This window comes from Bacillus sp. OV322 (genome assembly GCF_900112495.1).
GTDB lineage: Bacteria > Bacillota > Bacilli > Bacillales > DSM-1321 > Peribacillus.
Genome location: NZ_FOMA01000002.1, coordinates 226,742 through 245,679 on the forward strand (window position 1 = coordinate 226,742; position 18,938 = coordinate 245,679).

Below are 18,938 nucleotides of genomic sequence, written 5' to 3' on the forward strand. Positions count from 1 at the left end.
GATATATGATGACAAAATATATTTTTGTTACAGGCGGAGTAGTTTCTTCCCTGGGAAAAGGAATTACAGCAGCTTCATTAGGAAGATTATTAAAAAATAGAGGGCTGAATGTTACGATCCAGAAATTTGATCCATACATTAACGTAGACCCTGGGACAATGAGCCCTTATCAGCATGGAGAGGTATTCGTAACCGATGATGGCGCTGAAACAGATTTGGATCTTGGCCATTATGAAAGGTTTATCGATATCAACCTTGGGAAGCACAGCAATGTAACGACAGGTAAAATCTACTCTACGGTTCTTAGAAAAGAGCGCAGAGGAGATTATTTAGGAGGAACGGTCCAGGTTATCCCCCACATTACAAATGAAATCAAAGACCGGGTTTTCCGTGCTGGACATGAAACAAATGCAGACGTTGTAATCACAGAAATCGGCGGAACGGTCGGAGATATCGAATCCCTGCCATTCCTTGAAGCTATCCGCCAGATCAAGAGTGATATTGGCCGCGATAATGTTATGTACATCCATTGTACGCTTGTTCCTTATATTAAAGCTGCAGGAGAGCTGAAAACAAAGCCGACCCAGCATAGTGTTAAAGAGCTTCGCAGTCTTGGCATTCAGCCAAATATCATTGTAGTTCGTACAGAAATGCCGATTTCACAGGACATGAAGGATAAAATTGCCCTATTCTGTGATATAGACACAAATTCCGTTATTGAATGTGAAGATGCTGATACTCTTTATTCCATCCCGCTTGCGCTTCAGCAGCAGAAAATGGACCAGATTGTGTGCGATCACTTAAAGCTGGATTGCCAGGAAGCTGAAATGACAGAGTGGAAGGCGCTAGTTGAAAAAGTGACTTCCCTATCCAAGACAACTAAAATTGCTCTTGTAGGTAAATACGTTGAGCTGCAGGATGCATACATTTCTGTAGTAGAAGCGTTAAAACACGCTGGTTACACGTTTGATTCAGATATTGACATCAAATGGGTGAATGCGGAAGAAGTGACAAGAGAAAACGTGAACGAACTACTTGGAGATGCTGACGGCATTCTTGTTCCTGGAGGCTTCGGCGACCGGGGAATTGAAGGAAAGATTTCAGCTATCGAGTATGCAAGGATCAATCAGGTTCCATTCCTTGGCATTTGCCTTGGCATGCAGCTGGCATCAGTGGAATATGCCCGCCATGTGCTCGGACTTGAAGGTGCGCATTCAGCGGAAATTAATCTGGAAACACCAGACCCGATCATCGATCTTCTTCCTGAACAAAAGGATGTTGAAGACTTGGGAGGCACCCTTCGTCTTGGATTATATCCATGTAAGTTGACTGAGGGCACTAAAGCTCATGCTGCTTATCAGGACGAAGTGGTGTATGAGCGCCACCGCCACCGTTTTGAATTCAATAATCACTATCGCCAGGCCATGGAAACAGCTGGATTCATTTTCTCTGGAACCAGCCCTGACGGCAGACTAGTGGAAATTATCGAATTGAAGGATCACCCATGGTTTGTGGCATCACAATTCCATCCGGAATTCATCTCACGCCCAACCCGCCCGCAGCCGCTATTCCGCGACTTTGTTGAGGCATCCCTGCAATTCAGTGAAAAATAATTCTAACTGATTGAACAGTTTAAAAACACCCCGCATCCAGGAAACTCTGAATGCGGGGTGTTTTTGCGTTAAAACTCCCCATTACGGTGGTAGGCATAAATTTTTTTATTGCGCTATGCAAGGCGCTTGCGCTTTTTATTAAATCCAGCTTCAGCGCCTAGCCCGCTGAGGCCTGCAGGATGCAGGTCATGAAGGCGTTTCTGCAGGACGCAGGGTACTTAGCCTTCGTTCCTTGTAAGATGTTTTGTTCTCAGAAGGCGAAGAGCGCCTTCTAATACCAAAACCCTATTTGCTTCACAGGCTGAACAGGCGCTTGCGCTTTTTTATTCGTACTCTTGCAATATTTCTTCCAAAGTGAACTTAATTCCGTAATAGGCGAATAGGGCAGCCATTAGTGAAGGGTAGCCGTACCTGCCGCCTGTTTCATCAGGGAGGAGCCCTTTTTTTAGTCTTAGATCAACATGAACATCTGTAATTTTCTCTAAAGATTGCTCGATATCTGCCATGATGGAAGAAACGGCTGCGGTTGGAATGTGCTGTTCCCTGAGGGTTTCTGCCAGTGAAAGTGCTTCGGGATCATTGGCATATCTGGTGAAGATGAGTACTCTGTCTTCAATAGTCAGGGCAGGGCTGCCGGATGCCGTATCGTAAGGTTTGGCATGAGGGAAAATTTCAGGTCCATCGAATGCTTCTGCAAGGATTCCTTTCATTTCACCCGTTCCGTGTATGTAAATGGTACCGTCGCCGATGGCTGCTTGAGCAAGCAAACGGGCACTGTCTTCAAAGCTAAAGCTTTCTTCATCCATTAATTTCTTAAATACCCCTGTAAGCTGGGTGGAGAACATTTTAAGCATAGAAAATCTCCTTTAATCTCAATGATGATATTATTATAGAACAAAGGCAATCTTTACGGAAGCAAAGCAGTTTTTATGATGCTCTAATAAATGAAGCTGGAGAACAGCCAGCAGGACAAATCCGCATGATTTCCGCTTCCTGATGTATGGAAAAGAGTTTACTGCCTCTCTTAATATGGGAAAGTGAAAAATATCTAAATTTTTCACTTTGAGGTAGGAGAAAGAAGGAATTTGCTGACAATTGGCGAATTATTTAAAAAGGAATAATACATTAAAAGTAAAATAGCTGGAATTAGCTTCACGTTGCGGCAGCGGGATTTGGTGCATAAAAGAAAATAATGAAGCTAAGGCTGCAAATGAGGTCGTAATTCTTTCAAATAGGCTTTGTTAAGCTGCATTTTTGTTGATTAAGCGGGTTCGTTTGACTCCTGGGGAAATAGCGCGGCAGGAAAGACCCTGCAGGACCCAGGCTGTGAGTTGGCTTGCGCAGCCCCTGAAGTCTTGAGCCGGAAAAATCAGCAGGAAAATTTAGCAGAGCCTTCAAATAAGAAAGAGGTGAGAGAATGAAAGGAAAAATATTAATTGTTGATGACCAATTCGGGATTAGAATTTTGCTCAATGAAGTGCTTCATAAAGAGGGCTACGAAACCTTTCAGGCTGCAAATGGAATTCAGGCCCTGGATGTTGTGAATACCCATTCTCCAGATTTGGTGCTATTAGATATGAAAATACCGGGGATGGATGGAATTGAAATTCTGAAGCGTATGAAACAAGTCGATCCTGATATCAGGGTAATCATCATGACTGCTTATGGTGAACTGGATATGATACAGGAAGCGAAGGATCTAGGAGCAATGACACACTTTGCCAAGCCTTTTGACATTGATGATATCCGGGCAGCGGTAAGGGAATACCTGCCTGTCAAATCTAATTAACCTTTGCCATTCATCGGGAAATAGAAAATATGCTCAAAGCCCGCGGCTCTCTTTTTAAAAGATTGCCGCTTTTTAAGGTTTTTTCTGAATTTAGCCTCTAATATAACAGTTCAGATAATTTGTTGCTGTTTTGGGATCATCTTGATATGCTTAATGTGGAACGGTATTACTCGGCGATTGGCGGTGCCGATAGAAAGCCGGATGTAATATCTAGATAGAATGCTAACTTGCAGGATTAATGACTGGTAGGAGGAAATTACATGCCTTTAGTATCCATGAAAGAAATGCTCAACAAAGCACTTGAAGAAAAATATGCTGTTGGCCAATTCAATATTAATAACCTTGAATGGACACAAGCGATATTAGCTGCTGCTGAACAAGAAAAATCTCCTGTAATCCTTGGTGTATCAGAAGGCGCTGCCCGTCATATGGGCGGATTCAAAACGACGGTCATGATGGTTCAAGGCTTACTTGAAGATATGGAAATCACGGTTCCTGTTGCCATTCATCTAGATCATGGTTCAAGCTTCGAAAACTGTAAAAAGGCCATTGATGCAGGCTTTACTTCAGTAATGATAGATGCTTCCCACCATCCAATTCAAGAGAATATCGAAGAGACTAAAAAAGTTGTAGAATATGCACATTCCAAGAATGTTTCAGTAGAAGCTGAGGTAGGAACGGTTGGCGGACAGGAAGACGACATTGTTGCAGATGGAGTCATTTACGCGGACCCGAAAGAATGTGAGGAGCTCGTTAAACAAACCGGAGTTGACTGTTTCGCTCCTGCCCTGGGATCTGTTCATGGTCCATATAAGGGTGATCCTAATCTGGGCTTTAAAGAAATGGAAGAAGTGCGGGACTTGACTAATACCCCGCTCGTCCTTCACGGGGGCACAGGAATCCCGCTTAAAGACATCCAGAGGGCGATTTCACTGGGCACCTCAAAAATTAATGTGAATACGGAAAACCAGCTCGTGTTTACACATGCTGTAAGAGAAATCTTAACCAAAGATGTGAAGGTTTACGATCCCCGCAAGTATATGGGGCCGGGCCGTGAAGCGATCAAGGAAACTGTTATCGCGAAAATCCGTGAATTTGGTTCTGACGGCAAGGCGTAAATCATTTTATTACAATTCTCGTATATAGAGCCTCTCCCTTCAAGCCTAGGAATTATTGGCAGCCTCTGCACAATTGCTCCGCATCCGGCAGGAAGGGATGGGCTTTTTTATTTTATGCAATCCCGAAAAATGGAAATCCGGCTTCGCATCCTGTACACTTAATTGAAGCAGCTTTTGAAAACGAAGAGGAATGTTTTATCAATGCCTGAATCAGAAAATCGTGGCTGATTTTTGAAGCAGCAAATGCAGAGATTCCTGCTGCCGCAAAAGTATTCAGTGAATGCAAAAGGGTGCAAAGGAAATTTCACTAGTGTGCCGAATGATATATTAATGATTCATTATGTGAAAAGGCAACTTCTTTTCAGGAGATTAGCACTCTCCCTAACATACCCTTCTGTATTTTTTTCTTATATTCTGCAAAAATGTAAAATTTTTTCATTTTTTTACATGACTTTTCTATTTTTGTGTAAACTATTACAATAGAACATGAATGATGTCGGTTTTTGGAAAAAGGTTTATGGGAAAAAATGCCTGATGTTTCAGGCCTTTCATTAGCCTATCTTCTTCAGTGCATAGCGTAGAAGGGAGTATTAACATGGAAAAAATTAAAATTGCCGGAGGATATCCTCTAAAAGGAAATATTCGCGTCAGCGGTGCTAAAAACAGTGCAGTTGCTCTTATTCCAGCTACAATCCTGGGAGATTCCCCAGTTACGATCGAGGGCCTTCCTGATATATCGGATGTACAGACATTAAAGTCTCTTCTTGAAGAAATAGGAGGAGAGGTTGAATTCAAGGATGGAGAAATGACAGTCGACCCGGGCAAAATGATTTCCATGCCGCTCCCAAATGGGCGTGTGAAGATGCTTCGTGCCTCTTACTACCTTATGGGCGCCATGCTTGGCAAGTTCAAGAAGGCAGTGATTGGGCTTCCTGGAGGCTGTCACTTGGGACCGCGCCCGATCGATCAGCATATCAAAGGCTTTGAAGCGCTTGGGGCACAGGTGACCAATGAGCAGGGAGCGATTTACCTGAGAGCGGACGAGTTAAGAGGGGCAAGGATTTATCTTGATGTTGTAAGTGTCGGCGCAACCATCAATATCATGCTTGCTGCTGTGCTGGCCAAAGGCCGCACCGTTATTGAAAATGCTGCCAAGGAACCCGAAATCATTGATGTAGCGACCCTCCTGACAAATATGGGAGCGAAAATCAAAGGAGCGGGCACGGATATTATCAGAATTGATGGTGTCGAATCACTAAGCGGGTGCAAGCATACAATCATTCCGGACCGGATTGAAGCTGGAACCTTCATGATCCTGGCAGCAGCAGCGGGAGATGGAATCCTGATTGATAATGTCATTCCGCAGCATCTTGAATCATTGACAGCAAAGCTTAGGGAAATGGGTGTCAATATAGAAGCGGGAGATGACCAGATTTTTGTTTCACCAGGGCAAAAATTCAAGTCAGTCGATATAAAAACCCTTGTATACCCTGGATTTCCAACGGATCTGCAGCAGCCGTTCACGTCACTGCTGACAAAGGCGGAAGGCTCAAGTGTTGTAACGGATACGATATATGGAGCGCGCTTTAAACATATTGACGAGCTGAGAAGAATGAATGCTTCCATTAAGGTGGAAGGAAGGGCTGCCATTATAAATGGACCCGTACAGCTGCAGGGGGCAAAGGTAAAAGCAAGTGATTTGCGGGCAGGTGCGGCTCTTGTCATTGCCGGCCTTATGGCAGAAGGAATCACCGAGGTAACAGGTGTGGAACATATTGACCGAGGATACAGCCACCTTGTAGAAAAGCTGTCAGGACTTGGTGCCACGATTTGGCGCGAGAAGATGACCGCTCTTGAAGTAGAGCAGCTCAAGCATTAAAGCAAACAAGGTATCTCCTGACTTCCGCTAAATCTATTTGTGTTACAGTACTCGCTTTATTGTGTTATACTAATTTACGTGAAAAATCAGATTAGACATACTTAGGGGGATTCTCACATGGAAAGAAGTCTATCAATGGAGCTTGTACGGGTGACTGAGCTGGCAGCATTGGCTTCAGCACGCTGGATGGGAAGAGGCAAAAAAGACGAAGCGGATGATGCAGCTACTACTGCCATGAGGGATGTATTCAACACGATACCAATGCAGGGCACAGTGGTAATCGGTGAAGGGGAAATGGACGAAGCGCCGATGCTGTATATAGGAGAAAAGCTTGGCTTAGGCACCGGGCCGCTTGTTGATGTTGCGGTAGATCCGCTCGAAGGAACCAACATCGTAGCTGCAGGAGGGTGGAATGCGCTGGCTGTGCTTGCCATTGCAGATCACGGAAACCTTTTGCATGCCCCTGATATGTATATGGATAAAATTGCAGTCGGACCTGAAGCAGTTGGCCAAATCGATATTAATGCCTCGGTTCTGGACAACCTTAAAGCAGTGGCAAAGGCCAAAAATAAAGATATTGAAGATGTAGTGGCCACTGTTTTGAACAGGGACCGCCATGCAGATATTGTCCATGAATTAAGAGAGGCCGGAGCGCGCATTAAGCTCATTAACGAAGGTGATATTGCCGGTGCCATCAATACGGCCTTTGACATGACGGGCGTAGATATTCTGTTTGGCTCTGGCGGAGCACCTGAGGGAGTTATCGCTGCAGTAGCCCTAAAGTGCCTGGGCGGGGAAATACAGGGGAAACTGCTGCCGCAGAGTGATGCAGAGTTAGAGCGATGCATCAAAATGGGACTGGATGTAAACAGCACCTTGAGGATGGAAGACCTTGTGCGCGGTGATGATGCTATATTTGCTGCAACAGGTGTAACAGACGGTGAGCTGCTGAAAGGCGTTCAGTTTAAAGGCCAGCACGGCATCACACATTCCCTTGTCATGCGTGCCAAATCCGGGACGGTTCGCTTCATTGATGGAAGACATAGCCTGAAAAGGAAGCCAAATCTTTCCAATTACTGATTTCCTGAATATACACCTGGCCGCTGCGGGATGTCACTTGATCCTGCAGCGAATCCTTTATATATCAAGACGGGAAGCGCTCCTGCCGATTAAGGGCGCTGTGCCTCCTGTCAAAAAAAAGCGGGCGGATTTTATCGCTCGCTTTCGCTGTAAAAAAATAAAAGTTGAATAATTAAAGCAAAAAAAGTAAAATAGGTTTTGTTTTCAAAAGTTTTCTTAAAAAGAAATTCTGCTTACTACTCCTAACTTCAAGAAGCCTTCAATTAACTTCTTCATTAACATGTAAGAAAGTAAATATCTCTTCTACAAAAAGAAAAAAGCCTTGCCGGCAAATAAAAAATAAATTTTTACTATCCAAATTCTTCTTTTGCGAAGCGGGTGTAAACGTTTTAATTAAATAAAGTGTGGTGTCATAATGAATTTAACAATTTCTAATTTAGAGACGATGAAGCTAAAGGACTTATACGAGCATGCCCGCCAGTATAAAGTTTCCTATTACAGTAAACTATCGAAAAAAGAGCTTATCTTTGCAATACTTAAAGCCCAGGCTGAACAAGACGGGCTGCTTTTCATGGAAGGCGTTCTTGAAATCATCCCTTCTGAGGGTTTTGGTTTTCTGCGCCCAATCAACTATTCTCCGAGCTCTGAGGACATTTACATTTCCGCATCGCAAATTCGAAGGTTTGATCTTCGCAATGGAGATAAAGTGTCGGGGAAAGTAAGGCCACCCAAGGAGAATGAACGGTATTATGGGCTTCTGCATGTTGAGGCTGTGAACGGGGACAACCCGGAATCGGCTAAAGAACGTGTCCATTTTCCGGGATTGACTCCTCTTTACCCAGACCGCCAAATCAAGCTTGAAACCGAGCCGAAACATATATCGACGAGGATTATGGATGTTCTTGCACCAGTTGGATTCGGGCAGAGGGGATTAATTGTTGCGCCTCCTAAAGCCGGTAAAACGATGCTGATCAAGGAGATTGCAAACTCAATCACAACCAATCACCCTGAAGCTGAATTGATCGTTCTGCTGATTGATGAACGCCCTGAGGAAGTGACCGATATTGAGCGTTCTGTTGCTGGGGATGTGGTCAGTTCCACTTTCGATGAAGTTCCTGAGAACCACATTAAGGTGGCAGAGCTTGTTTTGGAAAGAGCCATGCGCCTTGTTGAGCATAAGCGGGATGTCATCATTTTAATGGATAGCATTACTCGTCTTGCGCGCGCTTATAACCTTGTCATTCCGCCGAGCGGACGTACACTGTCAGGCGGTATTGATCCTGCAGCCTTCCATCGTCCGAAACGCTTCTTTGGGGCAGCAAGGAATATTGAAGAAGGCGGCAGCCTGACCATTCTCGCCACAGCCCTTGTGGACACAGGCTCACGGATGGACGATGTGATTTATGAGGAGTTTAAAGGAACAGGAAATATGGAGCTTCACCTGGATCGCTCTCTTGCAGAGAAACGCATCTTCCCAGCCATTGACATCCGCCGTTCCGGTACCCGGAAGGAAGAGCTTCTCATTCCTAAGGATCGTCTTGATAAACTATGGGCCATCCGCAAAACGATGTCTGATACACCGGACTTTGCAGAGAAGTTTTTGCGCCGCTTGAGACAAACGAAGGGCAATGAAGAATTTTTTGCCAAGCTTGAGGAAGAAATGAAAAAGAGTCCTCAAGGAACAAAACGTTCTTAAGTATTCTCTATTAAACAGTTGCAAAGCTAGTTTATAGTTGATATAATGAGTTCATGTGTTTTTACAATATCTGTGAGGATTTATAAATCCTCGCCTTATATAACTCTGTTTCGAATGATTCAGGGCAGAAGGAGCTGAAAAAGATGAAAGCTGGAATTCATCCAAATTATAAAACTGCAACAGTATCTTGCTCTTGCGGAAACAAATTTGAAACTGGTTCAGTAAAAGAAGATATCCGCGTTGAAACTTGCGCTGAATGTCATCCATTCTACACTGGACGTCAAAAATTCGCTGAAGCTGGCGGACGTGTTGACCGTTTCAACAAAAAATACGGCCTTAAGTAATAAGAAGAAACTTCAGAAACAGGCAAGTGCAATTTCTTGCCTGTTTTTTTCATGCAAGATAGAAGACATATGCTACATAAACCACGGGTAAAAGAGGCAAAAATGGGGAGTTTAAGGACTATATCCCCCTTTTGAAGAAACGGCAGCCCTCATGATTTTCTCGCCTTATTCCGGCCTGCCCGGTCGTGGTTTTTCAGAAAGTTTATTACTGTGTGGAAGGGAGAGGCTGTTTCAATGTACGTAATGAAACAATCTGGCTGGATGGAGCTCATTTGCGGAAGCATGTTTTCCGGAAAATCCGAGGAATTAATAAAAAGAGTCAGCCGCGCTCAATTTGCTAAACAGCAGATTGCTGTCTTTAAGCCGGTTTTGGATAATCGCTATGCAAAAGAAGCTGTTGTGTCACATAGCGGTACATCGGTAATAGCAAAACCAATTTCACATTCTACAGAAATTTTTCAATATATCCATGAAGACCTGGATGTTGTGGCCATAGATGAAGTGCAGTTTTTTGACGATGAAATTGTGGACGTGGCGCAGCATCTTGCTGACAGCGGCTATCACGTCATTCTGGCAGGCCTTGACCAGGATTTCCGCGGCGAACCATTTGGCCCTGTGCCGGACTTAATGGCTTTGGCTGAATCAGTTACCAAGCTGCAGGCAGTGTGTGCAGTATGCGGATCCCCTGCAAGCAGAACACAGCGGCTTATTAATGGTTCCCCTGCTTCCCATGATGATCCTGTCATTCTTGTTGGCGCATCGGAAAGCTATGAACCGAGATGCAGACATCATCACGAAGTGCCGGGAAGTTCAGATAGGCTAAAGGAAAAAGAATGGAAAAGCACAAAATTATAGATTACTGCGTGAAGACGAATGTCTTTGTGCAGTTTTTTTTTATTTTATTATAGGGACCAGAATACTCTGCGTTCTTTTTTTCTGATAGAAACTGTTTGAAGGCTGAATAGGACGTATGATGCAGTGGGTAATTTTCACTTCTTTTATGGGAAAGCTAAAAAGAAAATACAGCGATATAGCAAATGGCGGCATAATTAGGCAGAAACGGGCTTTTCTGCTCTATTGATGTGTTTGATTGTCTTTGACGTGTATTCTTCACCTATACTATAATGACACTATATGGAGAAACTGAAATGGCATAGAAAAACATATGCCTTGAACGCCCATTGACCAATCAGGCACCTTTTTTGGCCTAACTCATCGTGAGCGGCCAGAAGAAAAGCCGGAAATATTATGAGGTGAATATTGTGTTTGATCGATTACAGGCTGTTGAAGATAGATATGAAAGATTAAATGAATTGCTAAGCGATCCGGAAATCATTAATGACTCGAAGAAGCTGAGAGAGTACTCAAAAGAGCAATCGGACATTCAGGACACCGTGATGGCATATAAGGAATATAAGCAGGTGAAAGATCAGCATGGGGACGCTAAGGCCATGCTTGAGGAAAAGCTTGATCCGGAAATGCGCGAAATGGTAAAAGAAGAACTCAGTGAGCTTGAAGATTCATTGACAGATTGGGAAGAAAAGCTGAAGATCCTCTTGATTCCAAAAGACCCGAATGATGATAAAAACGTAATCATGGAAATCAGGGGAGCTGCAGGAGGGGATGAAGCTGCATTATTTGCAGGAAGCCTTTACAGAATGTACAGCCGTTTTGCGGAGGTGCAGGGCTGGAAGACGGAAGTCATGGAATCGAGCCCCACAGGACTTGGCGGATTTAAAGAAATTATCTTCATGATCAACGGAAAAGGGGCATATTCCAAGCTGAAGTTTGAAAATGGAGCCCACCGTGTTCAGCGTGTTCCGGAAACCGAGTCAGGAGGACGTATCCATACTTCAACGGCAACGGTAGCGGTTTTGCCTGAGGCTGAAGAGGTCGAAATTGAGATACATGATAAAGATATCCGTGTGGATACCTTTGCATCAAGCGGTCCTGGAGGGCAGAGCGTTAATACCACTATGTCGGCTGTCCGCCTGACCCATCTTCCGACGAATACTGTCGTTTCCATCCAGGATGAAAAATCTCAAATAAAGAATAAAGAAAAAGCGATGAAGGTTCTTCGTGCCCGCGTGTATGACAAATTTCAGCGTGAAGCACAGGCAGAATATGATCAAAACAGAAAGCTTGCGGTTGGAACGGGAGACCGTTCTGAACGGATCAGAACTTATAATTTCCCGCAAAACCGGGTGACGGACCACCGGATTGGATTAACCATTCAGAAGCTTGATCAAATCATTGAAGGAAAGCTTGATGAAGTGATTGATGCTCTGATCCTTGAAGATCAATCTTCAAGACTGGAAAATTCGGATGACTAATTCATTTACGAAAGTATATGAAGCCCTGAATTGGGCTTCTTCTTTTTTAAAGGAAAATGGACGCGATGAAAATGCCGGTGAAATCCTGCTGAAGCATATCTTGGGCATGAGCAGGTCCCAAATGCTCGCCAGCCTGCAGGACTTGCTGCCGAAAGAAGCCGGCGTATCCTTCGAAAAGGCGGTAAAGCAGCATGCTGATGGCATGCCTGTTCAATATATAATAGGATCAGAGGAATTTTACGGCAGGACATTCATGGTGAATGAAGAGGTCCTAATCCCAAGGCCTGAAACGGAAGAGCTGATTTATCATACCATCGGGAAAATTCCTGGAATCTTTCCGGGCAGAAACGACTTGGAGCTCGCAGATATCGGGACTGGAAGCGGTGCTATTGCCATCACCATGAAGCTTGAAGTTCCTGAATTGAATGTTACTGCAACGGATATTGCAGTGCCCTCTCTTGAGGCAGCAAGAAAAAACAGCGAAGAGCTGAAAGCAGATGTAAGCTTTGTTTCAGGAGATATGCTGTTGCCCCTGATCGCAGAGGGGAGGCGGTTTGACATCATCCTGTCAAACCCGCCGTATATTCCGGAAGAAGACAAGAAAGACATGTCTATTGTTGTTACGGGCCATGAGCCGCACCGTGCATTATTTGCAGGAGCGGACGGTCTGGATTTTTACCGGCGATTTATGGAACAGCTTCCCAAAGCTATTAAAAAACCAGGACTCATCGGCTTTGAAATTGGAGCGGGCCAGGGAGAGGCTGTAGCTGCACTTTTGCAGGACACTTTCCCTGCTGCCGATGTTTCAGTCATCAATGACATTAACGGCAAGGACCGGATGGTTTTCGCCGGGATGAAGTAAGGCGGGGAAAAGGGGTCAAATCCCTTTTCCCTTTTTTTAAAAGGCTCATTTCTTAAAGATTATTACTTCTTAATAAGTGGTCAAGGCAAATCCATTGTTAATGCAGGTTGATTGGAGCGAAAGGGCGGAGATTCCTGCGGGCTCAACGCACGCCCCCCCCGGAAAGCGAGCATCCTGAAGCGGAAATCAACCCCTTGTTCAGGTAGAAGCAGCATTTACGAAAACATCCTTAAATTAATCAATTTAGTAGTTTAAGATATCCCTCTTCTGGACAGACTGGCTGTTGAGGGGGAGATGACGTGAAAAGAAAACATTTAGCCATTATCTATCTATTAATCTTAACTTTAGGAACAATCTCAAGTTTATATATGCCTAAAACAGAAACAGCATCCGCTAAGAATTCGGTTGTAATTCCGGATCAGGCAATCAGGCTCCGGATTTTAGCCAACAGTGATAAAGAAGAAGACCAGGAGATCAAAAGGTCTATAAGAGACAAGGTCAACCAGGATATTGCAGGTTGGGTGGGCCAGTTAACCTCCATTAAAGAGGCAAGGAACGTTATTGTTTCACATCTGCCTGATATTCAAAAAAGGGCAGAAGAAATGATGAAAAAACAGGGTTTGGACCAAGCTGTGAAGGTGCGTTTTGGCAAGGCGGATTTCCCGACAAAACTATACGGTCAATATCTATATCCTGCTGGAGATTATGAGGCAGTCGTTATCACGCTGGGTGACGGTGAAGGAGCCAATTGGTGGTGTGTACTGTTTCCGCCTTTATGCTTCCTTGATTTTTCAAATGGAACAGCAGTCAGCCAGAGTCCAATGAAGGAAGATCAAAATGAGCCTGATGTAAAGACGCCTGCAGCAGAAGAAAAAAGTAAATCTGCCGAGGAGCCCGAATTAAAGAAATCGGACAAGCATTCTTCTTCTCAGACAGCTTCTTCTGATGACCGGACAGAATCTGAATCATCGTCAGTCACGCCGCTGAATGCCAATTACCAGGAAGAAAGTGAAAAGCATGACGATGTCTTTGCAAGCAGTGAAGAACAGCCTGTTGTAGTCAAATCCTTTTTTGCCGAAATATTCTCTGACATTTTCTAAAACATTTATTGATTTCTATGCTGGGGAGCAGTGTTGCGGGCGGGAATTAAAGGACGCATGGCTAATGCTCTCCGGGGCTTTGCGTATGCAGCAAAAATAATCGGCAAGCTAACAATATCTGCAGCGATTTTTTGAATAAGATGACAGTGTGTGTATATTCCTTTAAAATGCTATGTATATTTGCCAAAAAAAAGTTATCTACAGGAAAAAGCTGTGGATATGTGTCAAATGATTTAAAATTGTCAAATATCCACATAGTTGTCCACAATATCCTCATAGTTATGCACAATTTGTGGATAACACTTGTATTCCTTTTTTTCTTCTTTTATACTTTCAAAGTACCAAAATGATAAAAATACGTAATTTCTAAGGTAAAATTAACTTTAGTAAGTATTTTTGCCGATGAAATGCACAAATAAAGTGAAGGTGTTAACAATGAAAACAAATATCTGGACGGTGGATAATAATGTGGACAAGTCAGATAGTTATCCACAACTGAAAAATGCCGCTGTTTTGCTGCAGAAAAATGAGGTAGTTGCCTTTCCTACTGAAACAGTTTACGGATTAGGAGCCAATGCAAAAAGCGATGAAGCTGTGAAAAAAGTTTTCCTGGCAAAAGGTCGTCCAAGCGATAATCCGCTAATTGTTCATATCGCTTCAAAAGAACAGCTCGGTGAAATCGTAGCAGCAGTACCAGAGGCAGCTAAAACATTAATGAATAAGTTTTGGCCAGGACCATTGACTGTTATTCTAGAAAAACGTCAAGGTGTACTTTCTGAAATTGTGACAGCTGGATTGGATACTGTAGGTGTAAGAATGCCGGACCATCCTGTTGCACTTAGCCTGATTGCAAAAAGCGGGCTGCCGATCGCTGCCCCCAGTGCAAATACCTCTGGAAAGCCGAGTCCTACCTCTGCGGTGCATGTGGAATCTGATTTAACAGGAAAGATTGCTGGCATTGTGGATGGCGGTCCTACAGGTGTAGGGGTCGAGTCTACCGTGATTGACTGTACGTCAGATATTCCGGTTATTTTAAGGCCAGGTGGCATTACAAAGGAAGAGATTGAAGAAACAATCGGTACGGTGATTCTGGATTCTTCGCTGAAGGATGCAGCGGCCGCCCCGAAGGCACCTGGAATGAAATATACCCACTATGCGCCAAAAGCACCGCTTGAACTGGTAAAAGGAGATATGGAATTTCTGCAGAACATCGCAGACCGTAAACAGTCAGAGGGACTGAAGGTTGGAATTATAGCTGCTGCTGAACATATCGGATACTATCATGCAGACTATATTCTTTCTCCGGGAAAGCTTGCTGATTTAAGGACGGTAGCTCAAGGATTGTATGATACTTTGAGGAAATTCGATGAACTGGATGCCGATATTATTTTAAGCGAGGTTTTTCCTGAACAGGGAATTGGCGAAGCAGTAATGAACAGACTTTATAAAGCAGCGGGACATCATGTAATTTCACAAAATGATAATTGATGATCGATTTTTTTATCTTAACGTGCAAGCCTCCTGGACCAGCAAAGCTGTCCGGTGCGGCTTGTGCTTTTTTAATTCTTTTTATTCCCGGACATGCATAACATGAAATAGGCACGTCCAAGGGGGTAGGAAGATTGAATGGAATATCAGGGGAATTACTGACATTGCTGATCATGGCATTTGCGCTGGGAATGGACGCTTTTTCAGTTGGTTTAGGAATGGGAATGTTTAAGCTTAGGCTGAAGCAAATCTTATTCATCGGTTTGACAGTCGGCTTTTTTCATATATGGATGCCTATGCTCGGCATGGTTGCCGGCCGGTATATTTCCGGTCATTTCGGCACGATTGCTGCATATGCAGGCGGGCTTTTGCTTGTGATCCTTGGAATCCAGATGTTTATTTCAGGATTAAGAGGGGGTGAGGGCAGTCTGCTTGCTCCTGTAGGAATGGGTTTATTTATATTCTCGCTGAGTGTGAGCCTGGACAGTTTTTCGGTGGGTCTGACCCTTGGAATTTACGGGGCAAGGACAATTTTGACCATTATCTGCTTTGGTGCAGCCGCAACCATTCTTACTTGGGCCGGATTGCTTGTTGGCAGAAAGGTTCAGGGCCTTTTGGGAGTGTACAGCGAGGTTCTTGGGGGCAGCATTCTTTGCGCATTTGGATTAAAACTGCTATTTTCCATTTAAAATTTATAAACGTATAAAGCTTGAGGACAAAGCAATGCTTAGTCTCCGGGCTTTTTTATTTTGGCTCTTTTCTTAAAGATTGTTGTTACTTAAATAGTTCTCGAGGCAATTCCGTTGTTAAAGCAGGTTGATTGGAGCGGAAGGTGCGGAGACTCCTGAGGGATCAGCGCACGCCCCTCGGAAAGCGAAGCATCCTGGAGCGGAAATCAACCCCTTGTTTCATAGCAACAAAGTTTACGAAAACAGCCTTTATTTTAAGAGCTATTTTTGAATTGGCTCGAATGACAGGTGAATTCGAGCTGTTTATCCAATTAACTGGAATTTAACAAAGTCAGTATGCACAAATTTTGGCCCAAACGGCATCATCCTGCAAAAATGTTCATTGATAATTATGAAAAGAGGCGCGCAGACAGGCGTACCAAAAGGTTAATTAGAATAAAACCGCGGGCTTTTGAAGATGAAGCATTATGGATTATAATAAATCCAAAAGGAGGAATGTTGCATGATCCGTGTTTTATTTGTTTGTACAGGAAATACCTGCAGAAGCCCGATGGCTGAAGCCATTTTGAAAAATAAAGGAATTCCTGGCATTGAAGTGAAGTCTGCAGGAGTATATGCGGCTGAAGGAATGGAAGCCTCGATGCATGCAAAACAGGTGCTTGAAGACAATGAAATGGGGCAGGGACATTCCTCATCGCCTCTTACCGCAGATGCCATAAGCTGGGCAACCCATATCTTTACCATGACTGAAGGACATAAATCGATCCTTGTAAATTCATTTCCGGCTGCGATGGACAAAACTTTTACTTTAAAAGAATTTGTTTATGACGATAAATATGATAGAGACATATCAGATCCTTACGGGGGATCGCAAAAAATTTATCGGGAAACATTCGAAGAACTTCAGGAAGCAATCAGCAGGCTGATTAATAAGCTTGAAGAGTAGAATGTCCGCAGGGGGAGCTTTCAGTGCCGGAAAAAAAGCATTATAAGTTTGGTTTGAGAAAACAGTTAGTATTGTTTATTACTTCACTTGCTTTAATTACGTATGCGACGAGCGAATTATTCATTTATTATGTGCATCCGATTTTTTTTAAGAGCATGGATGAAAGAATGTTCACCATCCTGACTCTTTTCATGGGAGTCATTTGGTCTGGAATTCTTGCATTTTTTGCAGCTGCACTCATTGTAAAGCCATTGAAGAAGCTTGAAACCGCCGCACTTAGGGCCTCTCAGGGGGATATTAGCAAAGATGCCGAGCTTCCAAAATCGGATGATGAAATCCGTTCATTAGGACAAGCATTCAATCACATGCTTTTTAACTTAAGAGACATGGTCCAAAATATAGAAACGAATTTTCAGGAAACAAATGAAAAGGTTATATCCATTTCGCATAAGTCTGCAGAGGCATCAACACAGGCAGAAAGCATTTCCAGAACTATTGAGGGAATTGCAAAGGGAGCAGATCAATCGGCCGTTTCTATCCAGCATACAGCAGAATCTGTTGAAGATGTGATTACCATTGCAAAAGAGGTTCAAGATAAAGCGAACTCTTCAGCGGAAACCTCAAGAGAAATGGTGTCAGATCTTTTAAGCAGCAAAGAAGTTATTCACTCGCTTGTGACAGGCATCCAGCAGCTTGCCCATGAAAATCAGGATGCGCTTCAGGCGGTTAGGCGTCTGGAGGAAAATGCGCAAAAAATCGAGCGCATCATTCAGCTGGTAGGAAACATTGCAGGACAGACCAATCTTTTGGCCTTGAATGCGTCCATTGAAGCGGCAAGGGCAGGGGAGCATGGAAAAGGGTTTGCTGTTGTTGCTGAGGAGGTTCGACTTCTGGCAGATGAAAGCGCTAAAGCCGTACAGGGGATTTCTGCCTTGATCCAAACGATTCAAAATGATGTCCAAAGCGTTGTTACGCAAATCAGCGAGCAGGTTGAAACGGCTAACACAGAAGCTGAAAAAGGTTCTGAAACAAACAGGGCAATTGAGGAAATGACTGAAACTGTGCATAGTGTGGCATCAGCGGTTCAGGATATCACTGTATTAGTGGACAGGCAAATGGAAAACATTCAAACAACTTCCCGCCAGTCGCAGGAAGTTGCTGCGATTGCGCAGGAAACTTCTGCCGGTGCACTCGAAGTAACAAGCTCTGCCCAAGATCAGACAAGTGTTATTGAAGATGTGGACAGGCTTGCTTTTGAGCTGAAACAGCAGGCGGAAAAACTGAAGCAGACGATCACACAGTTCCATCTATAGAAGAAAATGAGAACCCTGCTGTGCGGGGTTCTTTTTTGTTTTCAATTGCCTTTATCTTTGCTTTTTTTTGTGCCAAAATAAGGGCAGGAAAATAAATTGCCCCGCTTTAATTGGCTGAGCCATTGCTAAGATCTGATGGAGAAGAAGCCTAAACAGGGATAACTGCCCGAAAAGATTTATCAGGCTAGCCATTAGCGGAGTATGTCACTTTGTGGAAAAGTCAGGGGGAAGAACATGAAAGTAGCAATCGCTTCAGATCACGGCGGAAATCGTATTCGGGAAGAAATAAAAAACTTGATGGCTGAAATGAATATTCAATTTGAGGATTTTGGCTGCAGCGGCTGTGAATCGGTGGATTATCCCGATTATGCGCTTCCCTTAGCTGAAAAAGTGGCCAAGGGTGATTTTGATAAAGGCATCTTAATATGCGGAACGGGAATTGGAATGAGTATTGCTGCGAATAAAGTAAAAGGGATCCGCTGTGCTTTAGTGCATGATGTGTACAGTGCGAAACTGACGCGGCAGCATAATGACAGCAATGTCCTGGCTATGGGAGAGCGTGTGGTCGGGCCGGGACTTGCCAGGGAAATTGCGGCTGCCTGGCTGGCTTCAGACTTTGAAGAAGGCGGACGCCACAGTAATAGACTCAGAAAAATTAAGGAATATGAAGACCGGAGCATCTAGGAGA

General features: G+C 43.9%; 18 protein-coding genes. 16 read left to right on the forward strand and 2 right to left on the reverse strand.

Features of this window, described 5'->3' with window-relative positions:
• Positions 1–8: 8 nt before the first annotated feature.
• Positions 9–1,613, forward strand: coding sequence for a CTP synthase (locus tag BM126_RS05520; RefSeq protein ID WP_090988597.1), 1,605 nt, complete (start codon positions 9–11; stop codon positions 1,611–1,613).
• A 323-nt stretch (positions 1,614–1,936) separates the two neighbouring features.
• On the opposite strand, the gene BM126_RS05525 is transcribed toward BM126_RS05520, so the two are convergent.
• The gene (locus BM126_RS05525; RefSeq protein WP_090988598.1) at positions 1,937–2,467 is read right to left on the reverse strand and encodes a DUF2529 domain-containing protein; all 531 of its coding nucleotides are present in this window, start codon (positions 2,465–2,467) and stop codon (positions 1,937–1,939) included.
• A gap of 563 nt (positions 2,468–3,030) precedes the next feature.
• Here BM126_RS05525 and BM126_RS05530 point away from each other — a divergent pair.
• Complete coding sequence (locus BM126_RS05530; RefSeq protein WP_071351064.1) at positions 3,031–3,402, forward strand: response regulator; 372 nt, start codon at positions 3,031–3,033, stop codon at positions 3,400–3,402.
• Between the two features lie 260 nt (positions 3,403–3,662).
• Positions 3,663–4,520, forward strand: a complete 858-nt coding sequence (locus tag BM126_RS05535; RefSeq protein WP_090988599.1) for a class II fructose-bisphosphate aldolase — start codon at positions 3,663–3,665, stop codon at positions 4,518–4,520.
• Between the two features lie 112 nt (positions 4,521–4,632).
• On the opposite strand, the gene BM126_RS22180 is transcribed toward BM126_RS05535, so the two are convergent.
• Positions 4,633–4,806: a hypothetical protein gene (locus tag BM126_RS22180; RefSeq protein WP_177201321.1), complete on the reverse strand. Its 174-nt coding sequence runs from the start codon at positions 4,804–4,806 to the stop codon at positions 4,633–4,635.
• A 309-nt stretch (positions 4,807–5,115) separates the two neighbouring features.
• Between BM126_RS22180 and BM126_RS05540 the strand changes: the two genes are divergently transcribed.
• The 13 genes from BM126_RS05540 (at position 5,116) to rpiB (ending at position 18,934) form a co-directional block, all read left to right on the forward strand.
• Complete coding sequence (locus BM126_RS05540) at positions 5,116–6,399, forward strand: UDP-N-acetylglucosamine 1-carboxyvinyltransferase (RefSeq protein WP_071351067.1); 1,284 nt, start codon at positions 5,116–5,118, stop codon at positions 6,397–6,399.
• Between the two features lie 117 nt (positions 6,400–6,516).
• Positions 6,517–7,479, forward strand: coding sequence for a class II fructose-bisphosphatase (gene glpX, locus BM126_RS05545; RefSeq protein WP_071351068.1), 963 nt, complete (start codon positions 6,517–6,519; stop codon positions 7,477–7,479).
• A 415-nt stretch (positions 7,480–7,894) separates the two neighbouring features.
• Entirely contained in the window at positions 7,895–9,175 is a 1,281-nt protein-coding gene (gene rho / locus BM126_RS05550; RefSeq protein WP_071351069.1) for a transcription termination factor Rho, read from the forward strand.
• Between the two features lie 143 nt (positions 9,176–9,318).
• A complete protein-coding gene (rpmE, locus tag BM126_RS05555) occupies positions 9,319–9,519 on the forward strand; it encodes a 50S ribosomal protein L31 (protein WP_090988600.1) in 201 nt (66 codons plus the stop codon).
• Between the two features lie 234 nt (positions 9,520–9,753).
• Positions 9,754–10,374 (forward strand): thymidine kinase, encoded by a 621-nt coding sequence (locus BM126_RS05560; RefSeq protein WP_071351071.1) that lies wholly within the window; start codon positions 9,754–9,756, stop codon positions 10,372–10,374.
• A gap of 407 nt (positions 10,375–10,781) precedes the next feature.
• Positions 10,782–11,852 (forward strand): peptide chain release factor 1, encoded by a 1,071-nt coding sequence (gene prfA / locus BM126_RS05565; protein WP_090988601.1) that lies wholly within the window; start codon positions 10,782–10,784, stop codon positions 11,850–11,852.
• Positions 11,845–12,714, forward strand: a complete 870-nt coding sequence (gene prmC / locus BM126_RS05570) for a peptide chain release factor N(5)-glutamine methyltransferase (RefSeq protein WP_090988602.1) — start codon at positions 11,845–11,847, stop codon at positions 12,712–12,714. The genes prfA and prmC overlap by 8 nt, the downstream gene beginning before the upstream one ends.
• Positions 12,715–13,013: 299 nt before the next feature.
• The gene (spoIIR, locus tag BM126_RS05575; protein WP_090988603.1) at positions 13,014–13,814 is read left to right on the forward strand and encodes a stage II sporulation protein R; all 801 of its coding nucleotides are present in this window, start codon (positions 13,014–13,016) and stop codon (positions 13,812–13,814) included.
• A gap of 435 nt (positions 13,815–14,249) precedes the next feature.
• A complete protein-coding gene (locus BM126_RS05580) occupies positions 14,250–15,302 on the forward strand; it encodes an L-threonylcarbamoyladenylate synthase (RefSeq protein ID WP_090988604.1) in 1,053 nt (350 codons plus the stop codon).
• A gap of 173 nt (positions 15,303–15,475) precedes the next feature.
• Positions 15,476–15,991 (forward strand): manganese efflux pump MntP, encoded by a 516-nt coding sequence (locus BM126_RS05585; RefSeq protein WP_371261419.1) that lies wholly within the window; start codon positions 15,476–15,478, stop codon positions 15,989–15,991.
• Between the two features lie 502 nt (positions 15,992–16,493).
• On the forward strand, positions 16,494–16,937 hold the full coding sequence (locus BM126_RS05590) for a low molecular weight protein arginine phosphatase (protein ID WP_090988606.1): 444 nt from the start codon (positions 16,494–16,496) through the stop codon (positions 16,935–16,937).
• Between the two features lie 23 nt (positions 16,938–16,960).
• Entirely contained in the window at positions 16,961–18,250 is a 1,290-nt protein-coding gene (locus tag BM126_RS05595) for a methyl-accepting chemotaxis protein (RefSeq protein WP_090988607.1), read from the forward strand.
• Positions 18,251–18,484: 234 nt separating this feature from the next.
• Positions 18,485–18,934, forward strand: coding sequence for a ribose 5-phosphate isomerase B (gene rpiB, locus BM126_RS05600; protein ID WP_090988608.1), 450 nt, complete (start codon positions 18,485–18,487; stop codon positions 18,932–18,934).
• The last annotated feature ends 4 nt before the right edge of the window (positions 18,935–18,938 follow it).

Bases quoted from the DNA above. Each gene is read 5' to 3' on its own strand.
- glpX (WP_071351068.1), top strand. From the start codon at position 6,517: ATGGAAAGAAGTCTATCAATGGAGCTTGTACGGGTGACTGAGCTGGCA.
- prmC (WP_090988602.1), top strand. From the start codon at position 11,845: ATGACTAATTCATTTACGAAAGTATATGAAGCCCTGAATTGGGCTTCT.
- BM126_RS05590 (WP_090988606.1), top strand. From the start codon at position 16,494: ATGATCCGTGTTTTATTTGTTTGTACAGGAAATACCTGCAGAAGCCCG.
- rpmE (WP_090988600.1), top strand. From the start codon at position 9,319: ATGAAAGCTGGAATTCATCCAAATTATAAAACTGCAACAGTATCTTGC.
- BM126_RS05525 (WP_090988598.1), bottom strand. From the start codon at position 2,467: ATGCTTAAAATGTTCTCCACCCAGCTTACAGGGGTATTTAAGAAATTA.
- rho (WP_071351069.1), top strand. From the start codon at position 7,895: ATGAATTTAACAATTTCTAATTTAGAGACGATGAAGCTAAAGGACTTA.
- rpiB (WP_090988608.1), top strand. From the start codon at position 18,485: ATGAAAGTAGCAATCGCTTCAGATCACGGCGGAAATCGTATTCGGGAA.
- BM126_RS05560 (WP_071351071.1), top strand. From the start codon at position 9,754: ATGTACGTAATGAAACAATCTGGCTGGATGGAGCTCATTTGCGGAAGC.
- BM126_RS05520 (WP_090988597.1), top strand. From the start codon at position 9: ATGACAAAATATATTTTTGTTACAGGCGGAGTAGTTTCTTCCCTGGGA.
- BM126_RS05580 (WP_090988604.1), top strand. From the start codon at position 14,250: ATGAAAACAAATATCTGGACGGTGGATAATAATGTGGACAAGTCAGAT.
- BM126_RS05540 (WP_071351067.1), top strand. From the start codon at position 5,116: ATGGAAAAAATTAAAATTGCCGGAGGATATCCTCTAAAAGGAAATATT.
- BM126_RS05530 (WP_071351064.1), top strand. From the start codon at position 3,031: ATGAAAGGAAAAATATTAATTGTTGATGACCAATTCGGGATTAGAATT.
- BM126_RS05585 (WP_371261419.1), top strand. From the start codon at position 15,476: ATGGCATTTGCGCTGGGAATGGACGCTTTTTCAGTTGGTTTAGGAATG.
- BM126_RS05535 (WP_090988599.1), top strand. From the start codon at position 3,663: ATGCCTTTAGTATCCATGAAAGAAATGCTCAACAAAGCACTTGAAGAA.